The organism is Collinsella bouchesdurhonensis, assembly GCF_900155365.1.
Taxonomy (GTDB): Bacteria; Actinomycetota; Coriobacteriia; order Coriobacteriales; family Coriobacteriaceae; genus Collinsella; species Collinsella bouchesdurhonensis.
Window position 1 is genome coordinate 36,029 of sequence record NZ_LT699738.1, and the last position, 26,188, is coordinate 62,216.

Annotated in this window: 25 protein-coding genes and 5 tRNA genes; 8 read left to right on the top strand and 22 right to left on the bottom strand. The window is 57.4% G+C overall.

Features of this window, described 5'->3' with window-relative positions:
- Positions 1 to 38: 38 nt before the first annotated feature.
- The 14 genes from leuD to BQ9843_RS08960 all read right to left on the bottom strand — a co-directional run bounded on the left by leuD (position 39) and on the right by BQ9843_RS08960 (position 9,267).
- Complete coding sequence (gene leuD, locus BQ9843_RS00785) at positions 39 to 545, bottom strand: 3-isopropylmalate dehydratase small subunit (protein ID WP_075843500.1); 507 nt, start codon at positions 543 to 545, stop codon at positions 39 to 41.
- Positions 546 to 898: 353 nt separating this feature from the next.
- Positions 899 to 2,161, bottom strand: a complete 1,263-nt coding sequence (leuC, locus tag BQ9843_RS00790) for a 3-isopropylmalate dehydratase large subunit (RefSeq protein ID WP_075843501.1) — start codon at positions 2,159 to 2,161, stop codon at positions 899 to 901.
- Between the two features lie 60 nt (positions 2,162 to 2,221).
- The gene (locus BQ9843_RS00795) at positions 2,222 to 3,757 is read right to left on the bottom strand and encodes a 2-isopropylmalate synthase (RefSeq protein ID WP_075843502.1); all 1,536 of its coding nucleotides are present in this window, start codon (positions 3,755 to 3,757) and stop codon (positions 2,222 to 2,224) included.
- Between the two features lie 405 nt (positions 3,758 to 4,162).
- Positions 4,163 to 4,870, bottom strand: coding sequence for a 50S ribosomal protein L1 (rplA, locus tag BQ9843_RS00800; RefSeq protein WP_075843503.1), 708 nt, complete (start codon positions 4,868 to 4,870; stop codon positions 4,163 to 4,165).
- 113 nt (positions 4,871 to 4,983) lie between these two features.
- On the bottom strand, positions 4,984 to 5,412 hold the full coding sequence (gene rplK / locus BQ9843_RS00805) for a 50S ribosomal protein L11 (protein ID WP_022386733.1): 429 nt from the start codon (positions 5,410 to 5,412) through the stop codon (positions 4,984 to 4,986).
- A gap of 116 nt (positions 5,413 to 5,528) precedes the next feature.
- A complete protein-coding gene (gene nusG / locus BQ9843_RS00810; protein ID WP_075843504.1) occupies positions 5,529 to 6,065 on the bottom strand; it encodes a transcription termination/antitermination protein NusG in 537 nt (178 codons plus the stop codon).
- 2 nt (positions 6,066 to 6,067) lie between these two features.
- Positions 6,068 to 6,379, bottom strand: a complete 312-nt coding sequence (gene secE / locus BQ9843_RS00815) for a preprotein translocase subunit SecE (RefSeq protein WP_022386735.1) — start codon at positions 6,377 to 6,379, stop codon at positions 6,068 to 6,070.
- Positions 6,380 to 6,456: 77 nt separating this feature from the next.
- Positions 6,457 to 6,532 (bottom strand) — tRNA-Trp (locus BQ9843_RS00820).
- Positions 6,533 to 6,545: 13 nt separating this feature from the next.
- Complete coding sequence (gene rpmG, locus BQ9843_RS00825; RefSeq protein WP_022386736.1) at positions 6,546 to 6,695, bottom strand: 50S ribosomal protein L33; 150 nt, start codon at positions 6,693 to 6,695, stop codon at positions 6,546 to 6,548.
- Positions 6,696 to 6,901: 206 nt separating this feature from the next.
- Positions 6,902 to 8,092, bottom strand: a complete 1,191-nt coding sequence (gene tuf / locus BQ9843_RS00830) for an elongation factor Tu (protein WP_040219891.1) — start codon at positions 8,090 to 8,092, stop codon at positions 6,902 to 6,904.
- A gap of 91 nt (positions 8,093 to 8,183) precedes the next feature.
- A tRNA-Met gene (locus tag BQ9843_RS00835) sits at positions 8,184 to 8,260 on the bottom strand.
- A 3-nt stretch (positions 8,261 to 8,263) separates the two neighbouring features.
- A tRNA-Thr gene (locus tag BQ9843_RS00840) sits at positions 8,264 to 8,339 on the bottom strand.
- Positions 8,340 to 8,349: 10 nt separating this feature from the next.
- Positions 8,350 to 8,431: transfer RNA gene (locus BQ9843_RS00845), tRNA-Tyr, on the bottom strand.
- Between the two features lie 311 nt (positions 8,432 to 8,742).
- Positions 8,743 to 9,267 (bottom strand): IS110 family transposase, encoded by a 525-nt coding sequence (locus BQ9843_RS08960; RefSeq protein ID WP_075843505.1) that lies wholly within the window; start codon positions 9,265 to 9,267, stop codon positions 8,743 to 8,745.
- Positions 9,268 to 9,835: 568 nt separating this feature from the next.
- Between BQ9843_RS08960 and BQ9843_RS08630 the strand changes: the two genes are divergently transcribed.
- Together BQ9843_RS08630 and BQ9843_RS00855 are read left to right on the top strand one after the other, a co-directional pair.
- Positions 9,836 to 10,324 (top strand): hypothetical protein, encoded by a 489-nt coding sequence (locus BQ9843_RS08630; protein ID WP_143327597.1) that lies wholly within the window; start codon positions 9,836 to 9,838, stop codon positions 10,322 to 10,324.
- Between the two features lie 356 nt (positions 10,325 to 10,680).
- Entirely contained in the window at positions 10,681 to 11,361 is a 681-nt protein-coding gene (locus BQ9843_RS00855; RefSeq protein WP_230205514.1) for an FxLYD domain-containing protein, read from the top strand.
- A gap of 190 nt (positions 11,362 to 11,551) precedes the next feature.
- Here BQ9843_RS00855 and BQ9843_RS00860 read toward each other — a convergent pair.
- From BQ9843_RS00860 to ispF, 5 genes are all read right to left on the bottom strand, one after another.
- Positions 11,552 to 11,626, bottom strand: a tRNA-Thr gene (locus BQ9843_RS00860).
- Positions 11,627 to 12,390: 764 nt separating this feature from the next.
- Positions 12,391 to 13,077 (bottom strand): NYN domain-containing protein, encoded by a 687-nt coding sequence (locus BQ9843_RS00865; RefSeq protein ID WP_075843507.1) that lies wholly within the window; start codon positions 13,075 to 13,077, stop codon positions 12,391 to 12,393.
- Between the two features lie 2 nt (positions 13,078 to 13,079).
- Positions 13,080 to 13,979, bottom strand: coding sequence for a 23S rRNA (guanosine(2251)-2'-O)-methyltransferase RlmB (gene rlmB, locus BQ9843_RS00870; protein ID WP_075843508.1), 900 nt, complete (start codon positions 13,977 to 13,979; stop codon positions 13,080 to 13,082).
- Between the two features lie 304 nt (positions 13,980 to 14,283).
- A complete protein-coding gene (gene cysS, locus BQ9843_RS00875; RefSeq protein ID WP_075843509.1) occupies positions 14,284 to 15,750 on the bottom strand; it encodes a cysteine--tRNA ligase in 1,467 nt (488 codons plus the stop codon).
- 3 nt (positions 15,751 to 15,753) lie between these two features.
- Entirely contained in the window at positions 15,754 to 16,248 is a 495-nt protein-coding gene (gene ispF / locus BQ9843_RS00880; RefSeq protein ID WP_022387063.1) for a 2-C-methyl-D-erythritol 2,4-cyclodiphosphate synthase, read from the bottom strand.
- A 240-nt stretch (positions 16,249 to 16,488) separates the two neighbouring features.
- Here ispF and BQ9843_RS00890 point away from each other — a divergent pair, with 240 nt between their 5' ends.
- Positions 16,489 to 17,256 (top strand): arylamine N-acetyltransferase family protein, encoded by a 768-nt coding sequence (locus BQ9843_RS00890; protein ID WP_075843511.1) that lies wholly within the window; start codon positions 16,489 to 16,491, stop codon positions 17,254 to 17,256.
- A gap of 123 nt (positions 17,257 to 17,379) precedes the next feature.
- On the opposite strand, the gene BQ9843_RS00895 is transcribed toward BQ9843_RS00890, so the two are convergent.
- From BQ9843_RS00895 to BQ9843_RS08695, 3 genes are all read right to left on the bottom strand, one after another.
- Entirely contained in the window at positions 17,380 to 18,885 is a 1,506-nt protein-coding gene (locus BQ9843_RS00895; RefSeq protein ID WP_075843666.1) for an aminotransferase class I/II-fold pyridoxal phosphate-dependent enzyme, read from the bottom strand.
- Positions 18,886 to 19,148: 263 nt separating this feature from the next.
- A complete protein-coding gene (locus BQ9843_RS00900) occupies positions 19,149 to 20,330 on the bottom strand; it encodes an MFS transporter (protein WP_075843512.1) in 1,182 nt (393 codons plus the stop codon).
- 148 nt (positions 20,331 to 20,478) lie between these two features.
- Positions 20,479 to 20,643: a hypothetical protein gene (locus BQ9843_RS08695; protein WP_154665536.1), complete on the bottom strand. Its 165-nt coding sequence runs from the start codon at positions 20,641 to 20,643 to the stop codon at positions 20,479 to 20,481.
- Between the two features lie 245 nt (positions 20,644 to 20,888).
- On the opposite strand from BQ9843_RS08695, the gene BQ9843_RS00905 reads away from it, so the two are divergent.
- From BQ9843_RS00905 to BQ9843_RS00925, 5 genes are all read left to right on the top strand, one after another.
- Positions 20,889 to 21,434 (top strand): cysteine hydrolase family protein, encoded by a 546-nt coding sequence (locus BQ9843_RS00905; RefSeq protein ID WP_075843513.1) that lies wholly within the window; start codon positions 20,889 to 20,891, stop codon positions 21,432 to 21,434.
- Between the two features lie 132 nt (positions 21,435 to 21,566).
- A complete protein-coding gene (locus BQ9843_RS00910) occupies positions 21,567 to 22,550 on the top strand; it encodes a YitT family protein (RefSeq protein ID WP_083647853.1) in 984 nt (327 codons plus the stop codon).
- A gap of 214 nt (positions 22,551 to 22,764) precedes the next feature.
- Entirely contained in the window at positions 22,765 to 23,502 is a 738-nt protein-coding gene (locus tag BQ9843_RS00915; RefSeq protein ID WP_075843514.1) for a DUF4428 domain-containing protein, read from the top strand.
- 35 nt (positions 23,503 to 23,537) lie between these two features.
- Positions 23,538 to 24,854: a TFIIB-type zinc ribbon-containing protein gene (locus tag BQ9843_RS00920; RefSeq protein WP_075843515.1), complete on the top strand. Its 1,317-nt coding sequence runs from the start codon at positions 23,538 to 23,540 to the stop codon at positions 24,852 to 24,854.
- A gap of 48 nt (positions 24,855 to 24,902) precedes the next feature.
- On the top strand, positions 24,903 to 26,168 hold the full coding sequence (locus tag BQ9843_RS00925; protein ID WP_075843516.1) for an SPFH domain-containing protein: 1,266 nt from the start codon (positions 24,903 to 24,905) through the stop codon (positions 26,166 to 26,168).
- Positions 26,169 to 26,188: the final 20 nt, after the last annotated feature.

A 26,188-nucleotide genomic window follows, 5' to 3' on the forward strand; every position in this document is an offset into this window, starting at 1 on the left:
GTTGAGGGGCCTTTGCAAAAGGGGTTTTCCACGGTCGTCTACTCCGTCTGTGCCTCGGCGATCTTTTGCTTGGTACGCTCTACCAAACCGCCGGCATTGATGATCTCTTGGATAAACGGCGGGAACGGCTGCGCATGGAAGATCGCGCCTGTGGTCTCATCCACAATCGTGCCGGTATCGGCATCGACACTCACCACATCCCCGTCTGAGATAGCGTCCACGGCCTCCGGGCATTCCAGAATCGGCAGGCCCATGTTGATCGAATTGCGGTAGAAGATGCGCGCGAAGCTTTTGGCGATCACGCAGGAAACACCTGCAGCCTTGATGGCGACCGGCGCGTGCTCGCGCGAGGAGCCACAGCCAAAGTTCTCGTCGGCAACAATGATGTCACCGGCCTTTACGCGCTCCACAAACGTGGTATCCAGGTCCTCCAGACAATGCTTGGCAAGCTCCGCCGGATCTGACGTGTTGAGATAGCGAGCCGGAATGATGGCATCGGTATCGATGTCACGGCCATAACGAAAAACAGTTCCGTTGAATTTCATATCGTTCACCTTTCCCGGGAGGGAGGGGCCAGGCTTTATTTGCCATTTCAGACAGTCCTGCTCGCACGAACGTGACATTTAGTCACGTTCGGCTCGTGCGGAAACTCATGTCAAATAAAGCCTGGTCCCTCCCTCACACATCATGTTCTTCTATCGAATAAAACTTCCACAACGCAAAGTAGTTGGACTTGCAGCACTACGCTTTTATGGCCCAGCTGCGCCATGCTTTTTTCAGCAGGGGCTTTGGGCTTTGCTCGCTATGAGTTCCGCACGAGCCGGAGAGCACTTAATGTGCTCTCCGTGCGAGCAGGACTGTCTGAAATAGCGAGTAAAGCCCAAAGGCCCCAGCGCGCTTACAGGTCGCTCGGCAACGCAATGTGGCCGGCGACGGCAGAAGCGGCGCAGACGGCAGGGCTTGCCAGGTAGACCTCGGACGTGGGGTCGCCCATACGGCCCACAAAGTTACGATTGGTCGAAGAAATGCAGCGCTCCCCTGCAGCGAGGATGCCCATGTAGCCGCCCAGACACGGGCCGCACGTGGGCGTGGAAACCACACAATGGGCGTTGATGAAGACATCCATCAGGCCCTCGTGTACGCACTGGAGCCAAACCTTCTGGGTTGCAGGAATCACGATGCAGCGAACGTTCTCGGCAACCGTGCGCCCGCGCAGGACATCGGCCGCGGCGCGCATATCCTCGATACGGCCGTTGGTACACGAACCGATAACGGCCTGGTCGACCGCGATATGACGGCTCTCGGCAACGGGATGCGTATTGCTGGGCAGATGCGGCCAGGACACGCACGGCTCGATCTCGGCAGCGTCGATCTTGATGACCTGCTTATACTCGGCATCCGCATCGGGATGATACTCAACCGGCGTGCGGCGAGCGCGGGCAGCCACGTACTCGCGGCACTTGTCGTCCACCTCAAAGAGACCGGCCTTGCCGCCCGCCTCGATAGCCATGTTTGCGATGGTCAAACGTCCCTCAACAGAGAGGTTCTCAATCGTCGAGCCGCCAAACTCCATAGCGCAATAAAGGGCGCCGTCAACACCGATCTTGCCGATAATATGCAAGATGATGTCCTTTGCCGTGGCACCCGCAGGAAGCTCGCCATCGATTTCAAAGCGAATGGTCTCGGGCACCTTGAACCAAGCACGGCCCGTTGCCATACCCACGCCGGCGTCGGTGGATCCCACGCCGGTTGAGAAGGCGCCGATGCCGCCATAGGTGCAGGTGTGGGAATCGGCGCCGATCATGAGGTCGCCGGGCACCACAACGCCCTGCTCGGGCAACAGTGCATGCTCAATACCCATACAACCCTGCTCAAAATAGTTGACGATCTTATGCTCATGGGCAAAATCGCGCGTGACCTTGGTCTGCTCGGCACTCTTGATGTCCTTATTGGGCGCGTAATGGTCGGGCACGAGGCAAATCCGCTCGCGGTCAAAAACTCCAGCACCAATCTCGCGCACCGTCTTGATGGCGATGGGAGCCGTAATGTCGTTGGCGAGCACCAGGTCGAGGTCGCACTCAACCAGCCGGCCCGGCACAACCTCATCGAGTCCGGCGTGGGCGGCCAAAATCTTCTCTGCCATGGTCATGGGACGTGCCATTGGGTTTCCTCTCTTGTTAAGTCTTTGGCAATCAGGCGAAAAGGGCGATTATGCACCCGGTTATTTGCCCTCTTTTGAGCGGGCGGTCTGAATCATGCGGTTAACTGCATTCACATAGGCCTTCGCGCTCGAAACGATGATGTCGGTATCGGCGCCACGACCGGTGTAGACCTTGCCATCTTCGGCCGTGATGCGCACCGTTACCTCACCGATGGCATCAATACCGCGGCTGATAGCCTTGACAGAGAACTCCGCCAGGTCGCCATGAACCGCAACAACCTTGTCCACTGCCTTGTAAGCGGCGTCGACAGGGCCGGTACCCGTAGCGCACACCACGTGCTTGACGCCCAGCTCGTCGCTGATGGTCGCCGTAGCAGTGGGAACCAGCGGGTCGCCGCAGGACACCTGCAGGGCGTCGAGGGTATAGATAGCCTTCACCTCGCGCTGACGCTCCTGCACCATCGACTCGAGGTCCTCGTCAAAAACCTCCTTCTTCTGGTCGGCAATTTCCAGGAAGCGATTGTAGACGTCTTCAAACGCGGTATCGTCAAAGGTGTAGCCCAGCTCGCCCAGGCGGTGGCGCAGGGCAGCGTGGCCAGAACGGGCGGACAGGATAATCTCGGAGCCAGCGGCGCCTACATCTGCCGGGTCGATAATCTCGTAGGTATCGCGAGCCTTGAGCACGCCGTCCTGATGGATGCCGGAGCTATGCGCAAAGGCGTTGGCGCCGACAATCGCCTTGTTGGGCTGCACGTTGATGCCCGTGATGGAGCTCACCAGCCTGGAGGCGCGCGTCAGCTCGCGGGTCACGACATCGGTATGGGCGTCGAGAGCTTCGCCATGCATCTTGATGGCCATAACGACCTCTTCGAGCGAGGTGTTGCCTGCGCGCTCGCCCAGGCCGTTGATGGTGCACTCGATCTGCGTGGCTCCATTTTGGACAGCATCGAGAGCAAGGGCGGTAGCCATGCCCAGATCGTTATGCGTATGCACGGAGATGGTCACGTTTTCGATACCGTCGACGCGCTCGCGCAGGTCCTTGATGCGCGTACCAAAATTCCAAGGCATGTTATATCCCGTAGTGTCGGGAATGTTAACGACCGTCGCACCAGCCTTCACCGCAGCCTGGATGATACGGACAAGGAACTCCTGATCGGAACGCCCGGCGTCCTCGGCATAGAACTCAACGTCGTCCACAAAGTTGCGAGCGTACTTCACGGCATGAATTGCGCGCTCGATGGCCTCGTCCTCGGTGAGATGAAGCTTGTCGCGCAGATGGGAGGGAGAGACGCCCAAGCCGGTATGGATACGCGGACGCTTGGCACTCTTCAGGGCCTCGGCAGCCACCTCGATATCCTTATCCACGGCACGCGTCAGACCGCATACGGTGCAGGTGTCACCGGCAATCTTTCCGATTTCGTAAACCGACTTAAAATCACCCGGGCTGGAAATGGGAAAACCAGCCTCGATAACATCCACGTTCATGCGCACGAGTTGGCGCGCAATGATGAGCTTCTCCTCGGTATTCATGCTGGCGCCAGGCGATTGCTCGCCGTCGCGCAGAGTGGTATCGAAGATTGCGATTTTGCGGGTCATGGTTCCTCCTGTACATCGAAGCCGCCGGGCGACTATGTTCAACATGTCGGGCTTTGTAGGCACGTACAGGCGAAAGATAGAAAAACACCCGAGCGCTCATACGGACCGCAAAGCGATGGTCAGTTACGCACTCGGGTGTTAAGCAAGTTGAAAAGATCCCAAGCGCGACTACCGTAGTAGCGCGAGGGCTAGGAGTGCAGTTGCAAAGGCGTTGTTCGTCATGGTATGCGCACTCCTCTCAGATAAAGTCTCAACAAAGGTGAGTCTAGCAGAATCGAAGTTTACTTAGAACAGAAAATCCGATTGTTACAGCTTTGAAAACGAACGGAATAACGATGCTCGCCTAAAAGAAAACCCGGCTCGCAAATGCGAACCGGGTTTAGAAGAACGAGTCAGTTCGAATGACTACTCAGCGAGAAAGTTGCGCTGAACAGCAGGGTCGACCTTGACGCCAGGGCCCATGGTGGAGCTGACAGAGATGCTCTTCACGTACTTGCCCTTAGCAGAAGCGGGCTTGACGCGCAGAATCTCAGTGTAGAGGGCAGCGTAGTTCTCGACGAGCTGCTCGTCGGAGAAAGACTTCTTGCCCAGAGGCACATGGCAGATGCCATAACGGTCGGCGCGATACTCAACGCGGCCAGCCTTGAGCTCGGAGACCATCTTGGCAACATCCATGGTAACAGTGCCGAGCTTGGGGTTCGGCATCAGGCCACGGGGGCCGAGGATCTTACCGATGCGGCCAACCTTGGCCATCATGGTCGGCAGAGCGATGGCAGCGTCAAACTCGATGTTGCCCTTCTGAATCTCGGCGATCAGCTCGTCGGAGCCAACGATGTCGGCACCAGCCTCGCGAGCCTCATCGGCCTTAGCGCCCTCAGCGAACACGGCAACGCGAACGGACTTGCCGGTGCCGTGAGGCAGGGAGATGGAGCCACGGATGTTCTGATCGGCCTTACGGGTGTCGACACCAAGGCGGAAGTGAGCCTCGATGGTCTCGTCGAAGTTGGCGGTTGCAACCTCCTTGACGAGAGTGACAGCCTTACGCGGGGTGTAGAGCTGAGCGGAATCAATCTTCTCAGCGGCGGAGCGGTACTTCTTACCGTGCTTAGCCATAATACATACCTCCTGTGGTCAAACGGGCCTGAGCCCTCCCACATCAACGCGTGCCCTATTGCACGCAACCGGACACGACACGCATCGTGCCCGAAATTACCTAAACAGTATCGCTACTCGGCGATGGTGACGCCCATGGAGCGAGCGGTGCCGGCAACGATCTTCTTGGCGGCCTCGATATCGTTAGCATTGAGGTCCGGCATCTTGATCTCGGCGATCTTGGTGAGCTGCTCCTGAGTAAGCTGACCAACCTTGTCGGCCTGGGGCTTAGCGGAACCACTCTTGAGCTTAAGCTCCTTCTTGATGAGGTGAGCCGCAGGAGGGGTCTTCGTCACGAAGGTGAAGGAACGATCCTCATAAACGGTGATCTCAACGGGGATGATGTCGCCCTGCTTGTCCTGCGTAGCGGCATTGAACGCCTGGCAGAACTGCATGATGTTGACCTGAGCAGCACCCAGTGCCGGGCCAACGGGAGGAGCGGGGTTAGCAGCGCCAGCGGGAATCTGGAGCTTAATGACAGTAGCAACCTTCTTCTCAGCCATGTCAAAACCTTCCTAAAACACGAATGTGTCTACAGTGCCAATATGTTCAACGCGTACCCGTTAGAAGCAATCCATCCGGTGAGCAGCCGGCAGATGAGCGTGAACGCGAGAACGAACTAAGAAATAACGGAGACCTGATCGAACGAAAGCTCGACGGGAGTCTCGCGGCCAAAGATCATCAGAGTGACCTTGACCTTGCCGGCCTCGGGGTTAACCTCGGAGACCTTACCATCAAAGTCCGCAAGCGGACCAGAAGTAACGCGAACAGACGAGCCGACCTCGATATTGACGGTCGTACGCTTAGGCGCGCCGCCCTTATCGCTCTTGCGCATCATCTTGTTGTACTCTTCACGCGAGAGAGGAGCGGGCTTACCGTTGCCACCCAGAAAACCGGTGACGCCGGGGGTGTTGCGAACACACGTCCAAGAGTCGTCATCCATTTCCATACGAACGAGAACATAGCTCGGGAAAATCTTGGAGTCCTTGGTCTCGCGAGCACCGTTCTCCTTGATCTCGGTCACACGCTCGGTGGGAATCTCGATATCAAAGATGCGATCGGTCATACCCATGGTCTCGATGCGATGCTCAAGATCGGACTTAACGCGGTTCTCATAACCAGAGTACGTGTGGACGACATACCAGCGCTTGGACATGCTTAACCCCTCAATCCGGAGAAGGCCACCAGCGCCTGGCCGATACCGGCATCAAGCAGCGCGATGACAACGCCAACAACAATCAGGGAAACGCAAACCGTGACGGTGTAGTTGATGAGCTCCTTCTTGGAGGGCCATACAACGCGCTTCATCTCGGAACGCACGGAAGAGAAATACTTCTTGATGCGGGCAAACAGGCCGGGCTTCTTGTTCTTATCCTTGGCCTTAACCTTAGCGGTCTTCTTGACCTCAGGCTTAGCAGCAGCCTTGTTGGAGCCCTGCTGAGACTTCTTCTTGGTCTTCTTGTTGGCCATGAACATTTACCTCCGGCACAGACCCAACATACAGTAACAAACCGTAAGCCTCCTATGGAGGCTTACGGATCAAAGACTGGCACGCCAGGAAGGACTCGAACCCTCAACACTCGGTTTTGGAGACCGATGCTCTACCAATTGAACTACTGGCGTATGTCAAAAGAGACTAGCGAGTCTCTTTGTGCACGGTGTGACGACGGCACCAGGGGCAATACTTTTTAAGCTCCATGCGATCAGGGGTGTTGGCCTTGTTCTTGGTCGTCGTGTAATTACGACGCTTGCACTCGGTGCAGGCAAGTGTAACGAGAGTACGCATGTGTCTTTTACCTCCAAATACCGTACCTCACGGGCACGGTGGTAAACATTATCATCTGTAATGGGGTTATGTCAATGCGATTTACGTCTCCACGATTTTTCTGCAGATCCAGAACACAATCCTGTCATTAGTGCGCATCGACACAAAAACCCGGCTCCCCCGAAGAGGAACCGGGTTGATGAAATCAACAGCTCGAGTAGCTAAAGTTACTCGATGATGGTGCTGACGATGCCCGAGCCGACGGTGTGGCCACCCTCGCGGATAGCGAAGCGCAGGCCCTCCTCCATGGCGATCGGGTGAATGAGGTCGCCCTCGATGGTGATGTGGTCACCAGGCATAGCCATCTCGGTGCCCTCAGGCAGCTTCACGGTACCGGTAACGTCGGTGGTACGGAAGTAGAACTGCGGACGATAACCATCGAAGAACGGGGTGTGACGGCCACCCTCCTCCTTGGTCAGAACGTAAATCTCGCCGGTGAACTTGGTGTGCGGGGTAACCGAACCGGGCTTGCAGAGAACCTGGCCGCGCTCGATGTCCTCGCGCTTGATGCCGCGGAGCAGCAGACCGACGTTGTCGCCAGCCTCGCAGAAGTCCATGGACTTACGGAACATCTCGATACCGGTAACAACGGTGTTCTGGGTATCCTTGATGCCGACGATCTCGACGGGCTCGTTGAGCTTGAGCTCACCGCGCTCGACACGGCCGGTAGCAACAGTACCACGGCCGGAGATGGTCATAACGTCCTCAACGGCCATCAGGAACGGGAGGTCGTTGTCACGAGCAGGCGTCGGGATGTACTCGTCAACAGCGTTCATGAGCTCGCGGATGGCGTCCATCCACTTCTCCTCGCCGTTGAGAGCGCCGAGAGCGGAACCACGGATGACGGGGATGTCGTCGCCGGGGAAATCGTACTCGGAGAGGAGCTCACGGGTCTCCATCTCGACGAGGTCGATCAGCTCGTCGTCGTCAACCATGTCGCACTTGTTCAGGAACACGACGATGTAGGGAACGCCGACCTGACGGGCGAGAAGGATGTGCTCACGGGTCTGAGCCATCGGGCCGTCGGTAGCAGCGATAACCAGGATAGCGCCGTCCATCTGAGCAGCACCGGAGATCATGTTCTTGACGTAGTCAGCGTGGCCCGGGCAGTCGACGTGAGCGTAGTGACGAGCAGCGGTCTCATACTCGACGTGGGAGACGGAGATGGTAATACCGCGCTCGCGCTCCTCGGGAGCCTTGTCGATGTTCTCGAACGCGGTGAAGTCGGCCTTGCAGCCCTCGGTCTCAGAGAGAACCTTGGTGATGGCAGCCGTCAGCGTGGTCTTGCCGTGGTCAACGTGACCGATGGTGCCGATGTTAACATGCGGCTTAGTGCGCTCAAACTTTTCCTTGGCCATGAAGCCCTCCTCTTTCAAAGGTGTCCTTTTGGACTTGCCTTTATACCTAAGTGGCCCCCCTAAAAGGATTTAGGAGAGCCACCTTGTTACCTGGTAGCGGTGACTGGATTCGAACCAGTGACGCCACGGGTATGAACCGTGTGCTCTGACCAACTGAGCTACACCGCCAAATGGAGCCTGCAACCAGACTTGAACTGGTGACCTCTTCGTTACCAACGAAGTGCTCTACCGACTGAGCTATACAGGCAACATAAGGGTGGGAGCTATAGGATTCGAACCTATGTAGGCAAAGCCAACGGGTTTACAGCCCGTCCCCATTAACCACTCGGGCAAACTCCCACGTATGTTCTCGATTGCATTGGCTCTAAGCTTTTGCGCTCGCGAACGAAAGAGATATTACGACGCGGGCCGGCAACCTGTCAATCAGAAAGCTATAATACACGGTGCCGGGCGTATCTATATTTCTCTTTCCTGGGGTTTTGTTGCTTTAGGCAAGTGGAGCAGTGAATATGGTGTGAAGACCGCAGGTAATTGAGGGGGGTGTTCCTATAGTTTTGTCAACTGGGAAATGCTGTCCGCGCGACTGAATCGCGGCATGCTGACGCCAGGCCATTCGGCCGGTGGGCTCCAATCTGCTCGGTGCGCTTCGGCTAGGCGGCGTAAGGCACCCTGTCCCGCATGACCGCGTAGATGACCTTCAGCCTCTTTCGCGCCAGCGCCTTGAGCGCCTTGCCGTGCGGCATGCCCCGCTCTCGGCACCTGGCGTAGTAGTCACCCCATCTCCCCTCTGTCCGGGTAAGGCAGTTGCATGAGAATATGAGCAGGTTCTTCAGCCTCTTGTTTCCTTGGCGTGATGCCGTCACCGAGGAGATCGAGGTTCCCGACTGGCGGTTGCGCGGCGCCNCGGCGAAGAGCCTGGCGGCCCCGTGCGCCGCGAGTCCCGGCAGGTACGCCGCCGACATCCCGGCCGCCCTGGCGCGGGCGAGCGCGAGGGCGCCTATGTTGCGCGACTGGTCGACGACCACGAGCGCGTCGGGGAAGCGGACGAACAGCGAGTCCAGGTCGCCCTCCCTGTTCGCGACGGGGGCGCTCAGCAGCACCTCGCCGTCTCGGGTCGCGACACATGCCCAGTGGGACGATTTCCCGACATCGAGCCCGATGACGGCTTCCGGCATTCTAGTTGGTGCCACGGTGGTATCCTCCAATCGGTAGGCCGATCGGAGCCCCTCCCCGCGACACCCACATTACCTGGCCGTGGCGCTTGCGCCCGGCAGTTTCCTATCAGTCGTCCGGAGCGGCGAGCGCCCCCGGTGGCAACACCCCCCGGGCCCTCTACGGGGCAGGGGCAGACGGCCATCCGGAGGCGCCCGATCGGCGGCCCCTCGGGGCTTGCCCGTATCGTAGGCAATGCGCCGAATGCTCGCCATCGAATTTTATCGATGGCCTATTTCAGACTGTAATGGGGTGTTTGAAGGACATGCGGAGGACTATATCCAGATTCTTAAGTAAAGTGGAGTCCGCTCAGCAATGAATTCATAAGGGCTATTTTGTCATCTAAATAGTAATAGCCCGATCCATCCCCGCTTTAAATTCAATACGCTCTCCCCCCCATTCATGCATACAGATATTTGTTGCTCAACAGGTAAACAAGGTCGCTGAGGAATACTTTAAGGAATTATCGTCTCAAGAAAGAGGTTTTCATGGTCCCCTCAGATACCGGATGCTTGCAGCAAGCCCTAATTATTGCAGCAGGCGTTTGTTTTGGCTTATTACTATTCGCAGTCTGTGGCTAGGCGACTCGAAGTTGCGCTCATTTCGAGCCGCAACATTTTGCCCTTATTTGCCGGTATTGCGTATCTTCTAAATAGGTACATCGTTTCTTTCGATTGTTTTCTACCTTATGGGTTCTCCCACTATCAGCTAGGTGATCTTTGCGGAGGAATCATCTTCCCCGCCTATGTAAATACCCTGAGTGAAGCCGTCTGTGGAAAAACGCTAATGAATGGTTTACCGAGCAGCCTTATTTTATCGACGGGATGTTCACTTTGTTGGGAAGTACTGACTCCGGCGCTGTTTGATTTCAGTACTCCAGACATGCTCGATGCATGCATGTATTTCATCGGCGGCATCCTGTATTTAGTTGCCTTTAAGCTAGGCTCCACCGATCGAACCCAACCCGCACCAAGCAATTATTTGTCAGATACGACTGAATGCAAAGCAGGTCAGAAGTGATAACACCTCTGACCTGCTATTTCTCATGGAGCCAGTGACGGGAATCGAGCCCGCAATATAGTTAACCGTTTTTGCTTCATTTAGACCAATAAATGTCCTGAAACCCCTTTCGCTATTCGACCCCTCGATCTACGACAAGGTGCTGGCCAGGCGACCCCTTTTACCGAATTGTTCCATTTCTTAAGCCTTCAATAACATGAGGGTGATAGCCTAATCTTGCTTTGGTAAAAGGGAAAGGAAACGTCATGAAAAAACGTCTTGCCGCACTGTTTACGTGCCTAGTTATCCTAGTCGCTCTAGCCGCGTGCTCCTCAAATAGCAAAAGCGAGGAGCCTAAATACGCAGACGACACTGCCATGGAAACAATTGCCAAGGGTTTTGAAGCCCGCGCGGATGTCATTAACGAACAGGAACAAAACGGCGAATACGACGAAACTTCAAAGGTATACAAGAAATTTATTAAGGCCGAGCTTAACGTCGATAAAGACCTCAAGGATGCCAAGTTCAAAGATTCTAAAATGCAGGAGGACGTCCTCTCCTACATCAATTCCGTGCAGGCGCAATTAGATATCGTAGAGAACAACTCGCCATCGAGTGACTCGTTCTATCTGGAGTGGCAAGACGCATATGATAAGCGCGCCGCCGCCTTAAAGGTTCTTGTCGACAACTACGACCTCACAGTGTCAGACAAGTACAAGGACGATTTTGACGAGCTTATTGCCAATGGCGCAGCCGCAACCAAGAAGAATGAACAGGACGAAGGCCTGATTAATAATTTCAACAACGTCACTTGGGACATCTCCGATGACGGCTGGGGAAACTACACGTACTCCGCCGTAGTAGAGAACACCACCAAATACAACTACTCAAACGTGAGCATCACGCTGGGATTATATGACGCCGATGGCGTAAGGCAGGACGAGGCATACGCAGATGTCAATAGCTGGGGCCCGGGTGAAAAAGTCCGCTTCGAAGCTTACGGAAGCGTCGATGCGCAAAGCGTAAAAGTTGAACCAACCTATTACGAAGCTAAATAGCGTCTAAACAGAATTGCCAAAAACCATTCGGCCCCGCCCTTCAGGCGGGGCCTTTTCATGCCCTGCCACTCCACTGGACGTCTTCGCGTTCGTTGCAAATCGAAAAACAGACAAGATAGGATTAGGCATCAGCTGTTTTCAATAAGAAAGCAGGCCAGAAGCGATAACACCTCTGACCTGCTATTTTTCATGGAGCCAGTGACAGGAATCGAACCCGCAACCCACTGATTACAAATCAGTTGCGCTACCGTTGCGCCACACTGGCACGCTTGGCGCTCTCGCGCGAAGCTTGTTTAGGATAAAGGAATTAGAGCCGGGGCGCAACACATGAGCGCAGGGACACGACATAAACGGCAAGCTCAAACGACCGCTCCATACCGTCCGGATCGGATCCATCGTTTTCGCCAAAGCCAAATGTCCCTCGTCAAAACGAATGGCTTCACGATTTAGATCATCCGTGAAGTTGCCGGCTGCTCAATATAATCCCGTCAGACGCACTGAGGCTCGCTCGTTGCAGAAATGAATCCCGTAAAGTGCACCAAGGTCCACGCATCTCCTAAATGATTGAAAAGCCGCCAATCGTTCGAAGCGCCGGCGCAAGAAACGTTTCGAATCCGCCAGACATCTTCTTATCATCCATCTCCGCGCCCATCTGGGACCGTCGTGTCAGACGACTGGCGGATTCTCGTACATTCAGAGACTCCGCCGGGAGAATGACTGGCGGCAATTTATACGTTTCGAAATGAATGGCGGAACCGATAGCGAAATTGAGCCGCTTCCCGTCTCAAAACGAGCGAGGACCCGCCACTCAGTCAGAAACGAGCGAGAAACCGCCACTCAAACGCAGGAATCACTCGGGGTGGATCCCGCCACTCAACCACGGGGAACCCACCGGCACTGATTGTGGGCCTCGAAACGAACCAAGGCCTCGACCGCAATCGAACCAAGAACCACCGTTGCATTCCACGGCGCCGATATCGGCGAATGAAACCCATGGGGCGGCGCTCATTCGCACCGCCCCATCAAATCTCATCTTCCGCGCAATGCCTTGAGCTTGGCAAGTGCCTCGGGACTCAAACGGCTACCCAGGGTCATCTTGATCTGCGGAGCCTCCTCGACCTCGGCGACGTCACGATCGATCTGCTCGATCTCGCCCAAAAGCATACGGGCAGAGATGCGCGTCACGCCCTTGCCCATCACCGTTGCTTGAATCATGGCGTCACTCGTCACCACCGTGCAGGCGCGGCCGGTCTCGCGCGCCTCGGTGCAAATACGCTGCACCACGGTATCGGCCGAAACCCCCGTGGGCGAAAACTCGATACGGCAGCCCGCCTGAGAGATATTCGGGCGCTCGGCAGAAACATTGCCCGCACCGTCGAAAACGATTACGGCCTCGTAGCGACCCTGGGCGAATGCAGCCACATCCGAGATGAGCGCCGTGCGCGCCGAGGCATGGACGTCGCGCGAATAGGGATCGTCCGAGCGATCGTACACCAGGCACTCGTAGCGCGGCGTCGAATGAATGATGTTGTAGCCATCGACCACCAAGAGCTCTCGTTTTCCCGACGCATTGGTACCACGCGGCGGAACATCGGGCGTCTCAAACGCCGCCGAAAATGCATTGCCCACTCCATACGTGCTGGCCGAGACGGTCTCGCGCACCGAGCTCTCGCCGAATCGCTTCGCCTTGGCTTTAGCGCGACTCTTCTTTCCCATGGTTACTCCCCCAGCTCAGATGCATTGCGACGCATCCACTCAAAGCACAGGGCGCATGCTGCCTGAGCGACATTCAGACTCTCGGTAAGACCACGCTGCGGAAGTTTGGTCAGAAAGTCGCACTTTTCGAGCACTAGGCGTGAAATGCCATCGCCCTCGGAACCCATGACAAGCGCAACGCGCCCCTGAAGGGGAGAGTCCCAGCACACATCTTGCGCATGCTCGGAAGCGCCAGCCACCCAAAAGCCCGCGTCTTTAAGATCATCGAGCGCACGAGCGATGTTGGGGACCTGTGCAATAGGCAGGTGCATCACAGCACCCGCCGACGTCTTATAGCTACCCACGGTGACGCCCGCGGCACGCTTGTTGGCGATAACCACGCCAGCAGCGCCCACAACCTCGGCAGATCGAACGATGGCGCCAAAGTTGCCATCATCGGTCACGTGGTCAAGCACGAGTACGAGGGCTGGGCCCTCACCCGCACGAGCGATGATGTCCGCGATGCCGGCATACGGGAAAGAACCTACCTCGAGCACGATACCCTGATGAGCACCATGGCTGGAAATGGCATCGAGCTGCGCTCGAGGCACCGTCTTGATGGGAATGTTCGCACGATAGAGGTCGTCAATCAGACGAGCGAGCGCCGCATCGGAGCCTTGGCCGTTGGCAACGAGAGCGCGCTTGACCGGAAAGCCCGTGCGCAGCGCCTCGGCGGCAGCACGACGCCCCTCGATAAAGTCGCCCGCGGGTACAGCCACGCGCTCACGAGGCACACCACCGCGACGGGAAGGTTCACTCCCCTGTCTAGAGCCACGAGAGGGTGCCTTGCGCGAAGCTTGCGAACGGCCGCCACGAGAGGCGTCCTTCTTTTGGTTGTTTCCACGTGCGCGCTTGTCCGCCACGATATCTCTCCTCGATTAAAGAAGGTTCAACAATAGATGCGCCGGCTCTCCCCCGCCCGCCGCGAGCACACCACCCTGGCCCCGGAGGCCGCGGGTTTTCCAGGTGCCCGAGATTGCCCTGAAAGAGGAGGGAAGCGTACTTGAGGTACGCGACCGATGATTGAGGGGCAAGGTCGGGTGCCTGGGCCCGGAAGTACGACCGGTCACAGTGCCGCAGATCGCCCCGAAAGAGGAGCGTTGCGTACCTGGGTACGCAAGCGACGATTGAGCGGCGAGGTGCGGTGCTGTGATCCGGTCGTCGGGATTAGGCCGATTTAATACGGGTGCCCGCCGCCGTGTCCTCAATAACCAGGCCCAAATCCTTGAGTTGGTCACGAATGGCATCGGCAAGACCCCAGTTCTTGGCTGCACGGGCCTCGGTGCGGGCGGCCAAGATCTTCTCGGCAGCCTCCGCAACGTCGTCGCCCTCAAAATCAACCAGCTCGCGAGCCACGTCGAGCAAACCTGCGGGCAGCTCCTCCTCGGGCTCGGGCAACTCGATACCCAGCGTGGAGAGCAACTCTGCCAGAGCATCGGCTCCAGCAAGCGCCACCGGCGCCGCGACAGCGTCGCCCGCGGCCTCAAGATACTGGTTGCACTCGGTCACAAAACCAAAGACAGCGCCCAGGGCACCGGCGGTGTTGAAGTCGTCGTCCATGCACTCGGCAAAGCTCGCGCGAACGGCAGCGGTCTTTACATCAAAATCCTCGGCAAGAGCAACATCTGCCTGAGCCGTTGCATGCGATGCAGCCCAGCGCAGGTTCTGCACCGTACCGGCGATACGCGTCAGCGAGCTCTCGGCACCGTCCAAACGATCCCACGAGAAATCGAGCGGCGAGCGATAGCTTGTTTGCAGCATGAGCAGACGCAGTGCCGCGCCAGAGTGCTTCTCCAAAACCTCGGCCAGCGTAAAGAAGTTGCCAAGCGACTTGCTCATCTTCTCTCCATCGACCAAAAGCATGCCCGTATGCATCCAGGTATTGGAAAAGCCCTGATGCCAAGCGCAGCTGGCCTGGGCGCACTCGTTCTCATGGTGCGGGAAGGCGAGGTCGGATCCGCCACCGTGAATATCGATGGGCACGCCCAAATAGCGATGCACCATGGCAGCGCACTCAGTGTGCCAACCGGGACGGCCCTTGCCCCACGGAGAATCCCACATGGGCTCACCGGGCTTGGCGGCCTTCCACAAAGCGAAGTCGAGCGGATCGCGCTTGTCCTCGTTCTCCTCGATACGCGCGCCCACCATCAAATCGTCGATATTGCGGCCCGAAACCTCGCCATAGGTGGGATCGCTGCGCACGGCAAAGTACACGTCACCGTTGTCGGCGGCGTAGGCATGGCCCTGCTCGATCAAGGCCTTGATCATGCCGATCATAGGACCGATCTCTTTGGTCGCACGCGGACGAATATCGGGATCGAGCACGTTGGCGGCGCGCATGACGCCGATGAACTTGTCGGAAAACTCGCTTGCCACCTCGGCGGCGGTGCGACCCTGCTCATTGGCGCGCTTGATGATCTTGTCGTCTACGTCGGTGAGATTCTGCGCAAAGGTCACCTCATAGCCCTTGGCCATGAGCCAGCGACGAATGACGTCGAAGCTAATAAAGGTACGAGCGTTGCCGATGTGGATATTGTCGTAGACGGTGGGGCCGCATACATACATGCGAACCTTGCCCTCTTCGATGGGTGCGAACTCTTCTTTTTTATGCGTGGCGCTGTTGTAGATACGCATTGATTACTCCTCAGATTTCTTCTCGAGCAGGCACACGGCCCAGGCGCCGATGCCCTCGCCCTGGCCTTCCCAGCCCAGGTGCTCGGTTGTTGTTGCCGCGACGCCCACCGATTCGATATCGACCCCCAAAGCGCGGCTCAAGTTGGCGCGCATCTGGTCGCGATGAGGCGAGATCTTGGGCTCCTGACAAGCGATGGTGCAGTCGGCGTCGACAAATTCGAAGCCAAGGCCGCGCACATGTTCCATGACGCGTGCGAGCAGCAACAGCGAGTCGGCACCCTCATAGGCAGGATCGGTGTCGGGAAAAAGCTTCCCGATATCCCCGGCACGAGCAGCGCCCAAGATGGCATCTGCCAAGGCATGAGCCAAGACGTCGGCATCGGAATGACCGAGCAGCCCTTTATCGTGCGGAATATCGACCCCGCCGATAATACATCGGCGCCCTTCCACCAGACGATGGACATCGTAGCCGTGTCCGATGCGAAGTTGAGAGGACATGCAGACAGCCCCTTCATGTCAATGCCGATACGTCCGAACCATCATAGCATTGACGAGCTGGTTGAACGTGAGGAGCACAACCGCCCCACGTTGCCGCTCGACCGATACGTAATATTGGCGAAGCTTGAAATACGGGATAATCGTCTTGAATGTGAGTCCCTCGCCATCCCTAACTTCAATGGGCTCTCGCATCGCTGCATTACACGTGCTGTTATTTGTAAATGTAAGGAGGAGTAACATATGAATGCACTTGAATGCAAGGCATACCTGGAGCGCATCGGCTACCAGGAAGAGCCACATACAGATAAGGATTGTCTGGAAAAGCTTATGGAGCTGCAGCTTCAAAGCGTTCCTTTTGAAAATTTGGAGGTCTTCAAGGAGAAGAGGGTTCCCTCCCTCAAAACCGAGGACATCTTCCACAAAATCGTCCACCAAGAACGGGGCGGATGCTGTTTTGAGCTGAACAAGATCTTCTACGAGCTCCTCAAGGGCCTGGGCTTTGACGTCACACCGCTTGCGATACGAATGCTGTGGAGCCCGGACGATTTTCGCCGCATCCTGCACAGGGCCACGATGGTTGTCTTGGAAGACGGTCCCTATTACTGCGACGTGGGCTACGGCGGTCCCGGTCCCCGGTATCCGGTCAAGCTGGAAGACGGCCTTCATACCGAGAAAAACGGCACCTTCCGCGTGACAATGGAGCCGCAGGGCACCAACGGGGAAATCCTGATGGAGCGGAAGCAGGACGGAGAGTATCGTCCCCTCATGAGCTTTACGCTGCACCCTGCGCAGGATGTCGATTTCGAAGTCCTTAACTACTACTGCTCGACCTCGCCGGACATGTGGCTTACGCAAAAAACGGCGGTCAGCATCAGCACACCTACAGGAAGCGTTGCCCTTACCGGAGACACGCTCACCATCCAGAAAGAAGACGGCAGCATAGAAAGCCACGTCTGCGATTCGCCAGAAACCGAGAAAACCTGGCTCAAGACCTATTTTGGACTGTAATAGACAACGTTGAGCAAACCGGGGAGCACAAGTTCCCCGGTTCTTTTTTGCATATGGAAAAGCAGGGGCCGCAACGGACATCCCGTTGCGGCCCCTGCCCCAAATAGACCGTCTTGCCCTGTATTAGCTCTGACGATAATGCGCGAAGAAATCGGCCAGGTCTTCCATCGACTCCTTGAGTACCTCCATGCGCGGCAGGTAGACGATACGGAAGTGGTCGGGCTCGCCCCAGTTAAAGCCGCCACCGCGGGTAATCAAGATCTTCTTCTGATGCAACAGGTCGAGCGCGAACTGCTCGTCATCCGTGATATTGAACTTCTTGACGTCCATCTTGGGGAAGATATAGAACGCAGCCTTGGGCTTCACCGCCGTGATACCGTCGATGGCATTGAGCGCCTCGTACACGTAGTTGCGCTGCTCGTACACACGGCCGCCGGGACGAATGTACTCGTTTACCGATTGGTAGCCGCCTAGCGCCGTCTGGACGATGGACTGCGCGGGCACGTTGGAGCACAGGCGCATGTTAGAGAGCATGTTGATGCCCAGGATAAAATCCTTCATGCAGTCCTGGTTGCCGGAAAGCACCATCCAGCCCACACGGTAGCCGCAGACCATATGCGATTTGGAAAGACCGGAGTAGGTGACGCACGGCAGATCGGGTGCAAGCGAAGCGATGGAGATATGCTCGTAGCCATCCATGATCAGACGGTCGTAAATCTCATCCGCAAAAATCATGAGCTGATGCTTGCGGGCGATCTCGACGATGCCCTCCAAAATCTCTCGTGAATAGACAGCGCCCGTGGGATTGTTAGGGTTGATGACGACGATGGCCTTGGTGCGCTCGGTGACCTTCTTTTCCATATCCTCAAGGTCGGGGTTCCACTCGTTTTGCTCGTCGCAAATGTAGTGCACAGCGTTACCGCCGGCAAGCGTCACACAGGCAGTCCACAGCGGGTAGTCGGGCGAGGGAACGAGCACCTCGTCGCCATTGTCGATCAGCGCGTGCATAGAAAGCTGGATGAGCTCAGACACACCGTTGCCGGTATAGATATGCTTCATGTCCACGTTGGGGATATTGCGCAGCTGCGAATACTGCATGATCGCCTTGCGCGCCGAGAACAGGCCGCGCGAGTCGGAATAGCCCTCGCAGTCCGCCAGCTGCTGGCGCATGTCGAAGACAACCTCGTCGGGGGCGCGGAAACCAAAGGGCGCAGGGTTGCCGATGTTGAGCTTGAGGATGCGCGCACCATCGTCCTCCATACGCGCCGCCTCGTCGACCACGGGTCCGCGGACGTCGTACAAAACGTTATCGAGCTTATTTGATTTCTTGAACGTGCGCATGGGTGCTCCCCCTGTTGTATGTGATGCGGAATTGCTGCGAATCGGTCGTGCTGGAGGCGCCGGGATCGAACCCGGCTTGGTAGCTCGTGCGGTATCGGGTCCCAGCCCCTCGCCTGTGGCGAGCCATTCCGCGTCCACCTCAAACACGGCGGCGAGCACGTCCATAACGTCTCGGCGCGGAATCGTCTTGCCGCTCACGTACTGGCTCACCTGGCTTTTCCCCAGATGCTTCCCGCGCGTTTGAGCCATGCGAATCACGTCCGCCTGCTTGGCGTCGCGCAGCTCCATCAGCTGTTTCAAGCGTTGTGCAAACGTTGCCTGGGCCACAGGGTCCTCTTCCACAGTTCAACCTCCTCTTAAATTGAACTTTTCAAGCTGCAGTGCATCTCAAAAGTTCAATTTAGATGGCAGTATACGACCTGAACGAGAAAAAAGGTTCAATTTTGAAACTTTCCTGGCAAACGGCAGTATTTCACAGAGACGACACAGTGGAGCGCTCCTGCGCGAGCGGAGAACACCGTCCCGTTCACACGCGGCCCGCGCTATCTACGCTATCCGCGAGCACGCCTGATAGCAGGAAACAGCCAGGCTACCGTGCAGATAACGCCCACAGCGCCAATGCCTGCGCCCACGTAGCCGATGCCTGCAATGGTGCCCTGCGACACCACGGCACCACCAATAGCCGTGCCACAACCAATACCCAAATTGAACAGGCCGGAGAAAATCGACATAGCGACAGCACTTGCCGAAGCCTGCGTAAACGAGATGACCTCGGCCTGAAACGCTACATTGAACGCAGTGGCGCACAGGCCCCAAAGCACACAGAGGGCAAGCACGCTCGCAAGCGAGAACGATGCCGCTTGCATAAGAAGAAGGGACAGCGCAAGCCCGCCGATCACGCCGAGCAAAAAGCCAAAGCGATGCCCGTCAAAAAAGCGCGAGAACGAAACGGACCCAAGCAGGCCCGCAAACCCAAACACGGTAAGCGCCATAGTGATAGTGCCTGCATCAAGATGCGCCACCTGTTGCAAGAACGGCTCGATATAGCTGTACCCCACGTAATACGAGCAAGACATAAAGATCGTCACCGCATAGAGGGCAAGCAGCACGCGATTGCGCAGAAGCGAGGGGAGCTGCCCCAGGGTGAAGCGCTCGCCCGCAGGCATAACAGGAAAGACAACGGCCTGATACACGAGAATCGCCGCTGCGACCGCTCCCACAACGCAAAAAGTCATGCGCCAGCCCACGGCAAGACCGATGGCGCGCCCCAGCGGCAAGCCAAAAATTTGCGCGATAGACGAGCCCGTAGCGATCATCGAAAGCGCCAGCGCCCCGTGCTCGGCATCGACCAGACGCGCCGCCATCACCGATGCGATAGACCAAAAGATGGCATGCGCGGCGGCAACCACCAAGCGGGCAAGCACCAGAATGGGAAAGGTCGGCGCCACAGCAGAGAGAAACTGCCCGCACGCGAACAGCGCGATCACCGCAAGCAACAGGCGTCGCAGGTCAAAGCGCGAAGCGAACACCATAAGCGGCAAAGAGAGCAGCATGACGCCCCAGGCATAGACCGAGATCATCACGCCTGTCGCCGCCTCGCTGATATGAAAAGAAGCGGAGATATCGGTCAAAAGACCGATGGGCATGAACTCGGAGGTGTTAAAGATAAAGGCGGCGCACGTCAAACCAATCAATGGAAGCCATTGCCGTATCGTGATTCCTCGCTGCGCCACAGGTTTTCCTCCGCCATGCCTTTATGGTATCCATCAATGCCTGCGCGATTATACGCGCATGCCAGCAATGAATACCCCTCGTTGGGCACGCATCACAAGAAGCACGATGCCCCCTGCGCAGGGATTTTGAGCTAATCGTCAACACTCTCTAGCGTCCCGAGACCCTCCACAGCATCACGATCGCGCCCAGGCAAAGCACGGCCATGGCTGCCAAGCAGCATAGCCTGCTGCCCAGGGTTACGAAGGGGTTGCCCGGCACCTCCGAAGCAGTATCTGCATACCGGTCGATGTCATACGGTCCACGCGCGCTCATGGCGTTCCTCCTTCAAACAAGGTCTTACCTTGTCATCCATACTCGCGCGCGACGATTACCCGTGCCATCGATTTGCCTTACACGCCGCTTTCCCTTTCGTAAGGTTTGCCAGGCGTCGTCATTAACCGGCCCCCTTCGTTACCTAATCTTTTTTGAACATTCGCCGATAGCTGCCATCATGCGCTGCGGTACCGCAAACATGGGGTGTACTATTCCAGGTACATCCACGAATGAGGAGGGGCATCATGGGTCAGAGGTATTTAGTTGTCGTTGATATGCAGCACGATTTTGTCGACGGTGCGCTGGGAACGCCCGAGGCGCAGGCCATCGTAGCAAGTGTCGCCGCTAAGGCCCAAGCCTTTGATGGCACTGTCGTGTTCACCAAGGACACGCACTACAGTGACTACCTTCAGACCCTTGAAGGCAAGAACCTGCCCGTCGAGCACTGCCTACACGGCACGCCGGGTTGGGAACTCATGCCCGAGCTCCAGGCGATTCGCGACGAGCGCAACTCCTTTGTCTTCGAGAAAACGACCTTCGCCTCGCTCGACCTTGCCATGTGGCTCGCCGAGGAAAACGTCGCCGAACCCATCGAGTCCATCGAGCTTATCGGCTTGTGCACCGACATCTGCGTGGTCAGCAATGCGCTTCTCATCAAGGGCTGGATTCCCGAGGTCCCGCTCAAGGTGGACGCGTCGCTTTGCGCCGGCGTCACGCCCGACAGCCACAAGGCGGCACTCGCCACCCTGCGCAGCTGCCAGGTGGAGGTCATTAACGACCCGGCACAATAGGCACCCGTTCACTCACATACGATTCAATACCGCCCGCGACGTTTCGCCTAGTGTCACCGTTGCGGGCGTTGCTATAGTTTGGTTGCCGAATAACCCGGCAACAAGGATGGTTTTGCAGAGGAAAGCACATATATGCAGACGGACAGGGATTCGAAAGACACATCGGTCTCAAAAAAGAAGAATGTCGGCAAAGAAGGGCACGCGCATCTTCCCAATCTGGGCGAAGAATTCGAAAAGCTCCGCCGCCTGCGCCGCATTGCGTTTGTACGCAACCTGATCACTGCAAGCTTGGTTTTCTTGTCTGCGCTGCTGCAGGCCTTTACCATTCGCGCCTTTGTGACTCCTGCAAACCTTCTGTCCAGCGGCTTTACCGGACTCGCCATTCTCATCGACCGCATCACCTCGCTCGTGGGATTCTCATTCCCTACCTTCGTAGGCATGCTGGCGCTCAATATCCCCGTCGCGGCGATCTGCTGGAGGTCCATCAACCGCCGCTTCGTGCTCTTCTCCATGGCGCAGGTCTTTTTATCCTCGTTCTTTCTGCGCACCTTCACCGAGATGCATATTCTGCCGCCCTTCCACAACATCTTGCTTGAAGTTGTGTTCGGCGGATTCCTCTACGGCCTCTCCATCGCGCTCGCCCTCAAGGGCGGATCCTCCACGGCCGGCACCGACTTTATCTCGCTGATGGTCTCTAATCGCACCGGCCACTCCATCTGGGGGTTGATATTTGCGGGCAACTGCGCCGTCATCTGCATCTTTGGCGCCATGTTTGGCTGGGACCTTGCCGCTTACTCGATTATTTTCCAGTTCATCTCGACCAAAACGATCGAGACGTTCTATCACCGCTACGATCGCATGACGTTGCAGATAACCACGTCCAAGCCAAAGCAGGTGCTCGAAGCCTATAGCATGCAATACCGCCACGGCTCCTCGTGCATCGAGGCAACGGGCGGCTACAGCGGCAACAAGTACTGGCTCATCTCAACCGTTGTCTCCTCCTATGAAGTGGGCGACATCGTGGCGCTCGTGCGCACCCAAGACGAGCGCGCTGTGATCAACGTGCTGCGCACCGAGGACTTCTACGGCGGCTTCTACCGCGACCCCATCGGCTAACGCACAGTATATCGCACACCGCGACAAACCGCAGGCGGGCCCCGTCATTTTGAAGCGTTTTCCCAGCTCATAGCCCTATATCCCTTAATTGACCAGCACATTGGGCCATATGTCCCACTGGGTTGAGCACCTCGGGCCGCAGGGGCATCGTGCAAAACTCCGCGCACCCCCATCATCTAAAGCGAAGAGCAACTCAAGATGATTGGAGGCTGCCATGGGCTTCTTTGACAAGATGTTCGAAAAGAAAGAGTGCGCAATCTGCGGTACCGAGTTGGGACTTTTGGGAAAGACCAAAATCAACGAAGGGTATCTGTGCAAGGAGTGCGCAGGCAAGCTTTCGCCTTTCTTCCGCGGCCATCGCTCGAGCACTGCAGACGACATTCGCGAGCAGCTCGCTTATCGCGAGGCGAACGCGCAGCGCCTGGCTTCCTTCAATCCTACGCGCACGCTTTCGGCCGGTCGCACCAACATCATGCTCGATGAAGATGCAAAGCTCCTGATCATCACCTCGGCGGCCCGCTGGCGCGACGCCAACCCCGACATCATCGAGTTCACCCAGGTACTGGGCTGTGATACAGAGATTGAGGAGCATCGCACCGAGCAGTATCGCGAAAACAAGGATGGCGAGCGCGTGAGCTACAATCCCCCGCGCTACGACCTCGATTACGACTTCCATGTCACGATCCATGTCAACACGCCGTACTTCACCGAGATCAACCTGCGCGTCAACGATTCGACCATCGAGCAGCGCGGCTCCATCGAGTACCGCGAGGCGGAACGCCAAACAAACGAGATCCGCGATGCCCTGATGCAGTTGCGCCAGGAGACCCGCGACAGCGTCGTTGCTGCTCAGGCCCCCAAGACCGCGGTAACGTGTCCCTTCTGCGGCGCCACCACCATCCCCGATGCCAGCGGCCGTTGCGAATACTGCGGCGGCGCCATCGGCGCATAACGGGCGCATAACGCGACAACTGGGAAGGACCGGTCATGGCGAACGAGAGCGTCAACTATCAATGCCCCGCATGCGGCGGACCTCTGCATTTTTCGAGCGCAGAGCAAAAACTGGCATGCGACTACTGCGATTCTCGCTTCGAGGTGGCAGAAGTTGAGGCTCTCTACCGCGAACGCCAAGCAAAGGCTGATGCCAAGGCAGACGCAGCGCCTGCACCGGCGCAGGCCGCGTCTCCCAGCGAAGCCGAAGTACTCGGCATGAACGCTGGCTATATCTGCTCTTCGTGCGGAGCCGAGCTGATTTCGGACGGTACCGTCGCCGTCAGCACCTGCCCCTACTGCGGCAACCCTGCCGTAGCGCCCGGACAGCTCTCGGGCTCGTTCTCCCCCGACCTTGTGATTCCGTTCAAGCTCGAACGCAAGGACGCCCTCTCTGCTCTCCAAGAGCACTACAAAGGCAAGATCTTGCTTCCCAAGAGCTTTATCTCCGGCAATCATATCGACGAGGTCCAGGGTGTCTACGTGCCGTTTTGGCTTTACGGAGCACATGTGGACGGCGAGGTGCACTTCGATGCCGAAAACCACCGCGTGACCGAGTACTCCGATCGCACCGTCACGACCATCAATCACTACGATGCCTATCGCAAGGGAAACATGTCATTTGAGCGTGTGCCCGTCGACGGATCGACCAAGATGCCGGATGGTCACATGGACGCCATCGAACCCTTTGATTACAGCTCGCTGCGCCCGTTCTCGGTAGCGTACATGCCCGGATTTATCGCCAATCGCTACGACGAGGACAGCAGCATATGCAGGGACCGCGCCGAAAAGCGCATGGAGGGCAGCTTGATCTCGGCCTTCAGACAGACCGTCAGCTCCTACAACACCGCGTCCCTCATGAGCCAAAACCTCGATTACAACTGGGAGGATGCCGACTATGCGCTCTTCCCCGTTTGGATGCTCTCCACCTCGTGGAACGGCAAGAACTACCTGTTTGCCATGAACGGACAGACGGGCCGCATGGTGGGCGAGCTCCCCTGCTCCAAGCCCAAGCTCGCACTCGCCACGCTGATTTTCTTTATCGTGGCCTTTGTCGTCACGCGCTTTGCCTGCATGGGATCAAATGCCTTCAATCCGGCGTATTTCGACTTTGACCTCGAGGGCATTCTCATCAACATCGTCATTCCCCTTGTGATTGCAGCCATCGCCGACCTGTTCTTGGTGGGCCAGCTCAAGACCGCGGTCGAAGCGACGAATGCCGATAGCTATTGCGGACAGTTCGACCTTACAGACGAAAGCGATACCTTCATCCGCACCGAGACCCGCGTCGAGATGAAGCAGCAAAAGAAGTAAACGATCACCCATCCCGTATACCACCCTCGATAGGAAAGGAAGACTGCTATGGGACTCTTGAAAGCTGGAATGGGAGCTGCCGGCGGCGTTATGGCCGACCAGTGGAAAGAGTATATTTATTGCGAATCGATGCCCGCTGACGTCTTGGCGTGCAAGGGCTGCAAGCGCACCGGCGATCGCAGCTCCAACGTTCACGGCGAGGACAACGTCATCTCCAACGGTTCCGTCATCGCCGTCAACGACGGCCAAGGCATGCTTGTGGTACAAGACGGCAAGATTATCGAAGTGGCCCTCGAGCCCGGTAAGTTCGTCTTCGACACCGGCAGTGAGCCCAGCGTGTTCTCGGGCAACCTTGGCGACACCATCAAGGACACCTTCGCGCGCATCGGCAGCCGCTTTACCTTTGGCGGCGACGCCGGCAAGGACCAGCGTGTCTACTTTATCAACATGAAGGAAATCATCGGCAACAAGTACGGCACCGCCGCGCCTGTCCCCTTCCGCGTGGTCGACAACAACATCGGCCTCGACGTCGATATCTCCGTGCGCTGCAACGGTGAGTACTCCTATCGCATCACCAACCCACTGCTGTTCTACACCAACGTCTGCGGCAATGTGACCGAAGACTACACGCGCGACAAGATCGACAGCCAGCTTAAATCCGAGCTGCTCACGGCACTTCAGCCGGCATTTGCCCGAATCTCCGAAATGGGCATTCGCTATAGCGCCATCCCCGGCCACACCACCGAGGTCGCTCGCGCACTGAACGATGTGCTCTCGGCCGACTGGCGCGACCTGCGCGGCGTGGAGATCGTGAGCTTTGGCGTGAATTCCATCGCAGCTTCGCAGGAAGACGAGCAGATGATCAAGGACCTGCAGAAGGCAGCGGTCATGCGCGACCCGACCATGGCGGCAGCGAACCTCGCAAGCGCCCAGAGTGACGCCATGCGCGCAGCGGCCTCGAACCCCAACGGTGCCATGGCCGGCTTCATGGGCATGGGCATGGCAGGCGGCATGGGCGGCATGAATGCGACCCAGCTCTTCGCTGCGGGCCAGGCACAGCAGGCGGCAGCCCAGGCGCAGCCGATGCCTGTCCAGCAGGCACCCGTCCAGCAGGCAGCGCCCGCGCCTGCGCCGGCACCTGCCCCCGCAGCCGGTGGTTGGACCTGCAGCTGCGGCGCCACCAACACGGGCAAGTTCTGCTCCGAATGCGGCAGCCCCGCGCCTGCGCCGGCGCCCACCAAATGGTACTGCCCTAACTGCGGCACCGAAAACAACGGCAAGTTCTGCAGCAACTGCGGCACCCCGAGGCCCTAGCGCCCAAGCATCGGCAACCC

Excerpts from the sequence above, each read along its gene's own strand:
- leuD (WP_075843500.1), bottom strand. The coding sequence starts at position 545 with ATGAAATTCAACGGAACTGTTTTTCGTTATGGCCGTGACATCGATACC.
- leuC (WP_075843501.1), bottom strand. The coding sequence starts at position 2,161 with ATGGCACGTCCCATGACCATGGCAGAGAAGATTTTGGCCGCCCACGCC.
- BQ9843_RS00795 (WP_075843502.1), bottom strand. The coding sequence starts at position 3,757 with ATGACCCGCAAAATCGCAATCTTCGATACCACTCTGCGCGACGGCGAG.
- rplA (WP_075843503.1), bottom strand. The coding sequence starts at position 4,870 with ATGGCTAAGCACGGTAAGAAGTACCGCTCCGCCGCTGAGAAGATTGAT.
- rplK (WP_022386733.1), bottom strand. The coding sequence starts at position 5,412 with ATGGCTGAGAAGAAGGTTGCTACTGTCATTAAGCTCCAGATTCCCGCT.
- nusG (WP_075843504.1), bottom strand. The coding sequence starts at position 6,065 with ATGTCCAAGCGCTGGTATGTCGTCCACACGTACTCTGGTTATGAGAAC.
- secE (WP_022386735.1), bottom strand. The coding sequence starts at position 6,379 with ATGGCCAACAAGAAGACCAAGAAGAAGTCTCAGCAGGGCTCCAACAAG.
- rpmG (WP_022386736.1), bottom strand. The coding sequence starts at position 6,695 with ATGCGTACTCTCGTTACACTTGCCTGCACCGAGTGCAAGCGTCGTAAT.
- tuf (WP_040219891.1), bottom strand. The coding sequence starts at position 8,092 with ATGGCCAAGGAAAAGTTTGAGCGCACTAAGCCGCATGTTAACATCGGC.
- BQ9843_RS00855 (WP_230205514.1), top strand. The coding sequence starts at position 10,681 with ATGGAAACAATTGCCAAGGGTTTTGAAGCCCGCGCGGATGTCATTAAC.
- BQ9843_RS00865 (WP_075843507.1), bottom strand. The coding sequence starts at position 13,077 with ATGGGAAAGAAGAGTCGCGCTAAAGCCAAGGCGAAGCGATTCGGCGAG.
- cysS (WP_075843509.1), bottom strand. The coding sequence starts at position 15,750 with ATGCGTATCTACAACAGCGCCACGCATAAAAAAGAAGAGTTCGCACCC.
- ispF (WP_022387063.1), bottom strand. The coding sequence starts at position 16,248 with ATGTCCTCTCAACTTCGCATCGGACACGGCTACGATGTCCATCGTCTG.
- BQ9843_RS00890 (WP_075843511.1), top strand. The coding sequence starts at position 16,489 with ATGAATGCACTTGAATGCAAGGCATACCTGGAGCGCATCGGCTACCAG.
- BQ9843_RS00895 (WP_075843666.1), bottom strand. The coding sequence starts at position 18,885 with ATGGAGCTGCGCGACGCCAAGCAGGCGGACGTGATTCGCATGGCTCAA.
- BQ9843_RS08695 (WP_154665536.1), bottom strand. The coding sequence starts at position 20,643 with ATGAGCGCGCGTGGACCGTATGACATCGACCGGTATGCAGATACTGCT.
- BQ9843_RS00905 (WP_075843513.1), top strand. The coding sequence starts at position 20,889 with ATGGGTCAGAGGTATTTAGTTGTCGTTGATATGCAGCACGATTTTGTC.
- BQ9843_RS00910 (WP_083647853.1), top strand. The coding sequence starts at position 21,567 with ATGCAGACGGACAGGGATTCGAAAGACACATCGGTCTCAAAAAAGAAG.
- BQ9843_RS00915 (WP_075843514.1), top strand. The coding sequence starts at position 22,765 with ATGGGCTTCTTTGACAAGATGTTCGAAAAGAAAGAGTGCGCAATCTGC.
- BQ9843_RS00920 (WP_075843515.1), top strand. The coding sequence starts at position 23,538 with ATGGCGAACGAGAGCGTCAACTATCAATGCCCCGCATGCGGCGGACCT.
- BQ9843_RS00925 (WP_075843516.1), top strand. The coding sequence starts at position 24,903 with ATGGGACTCTTGAAAGCTGGAATGGGAGCTGCCGGCGGCGTTATGGCC.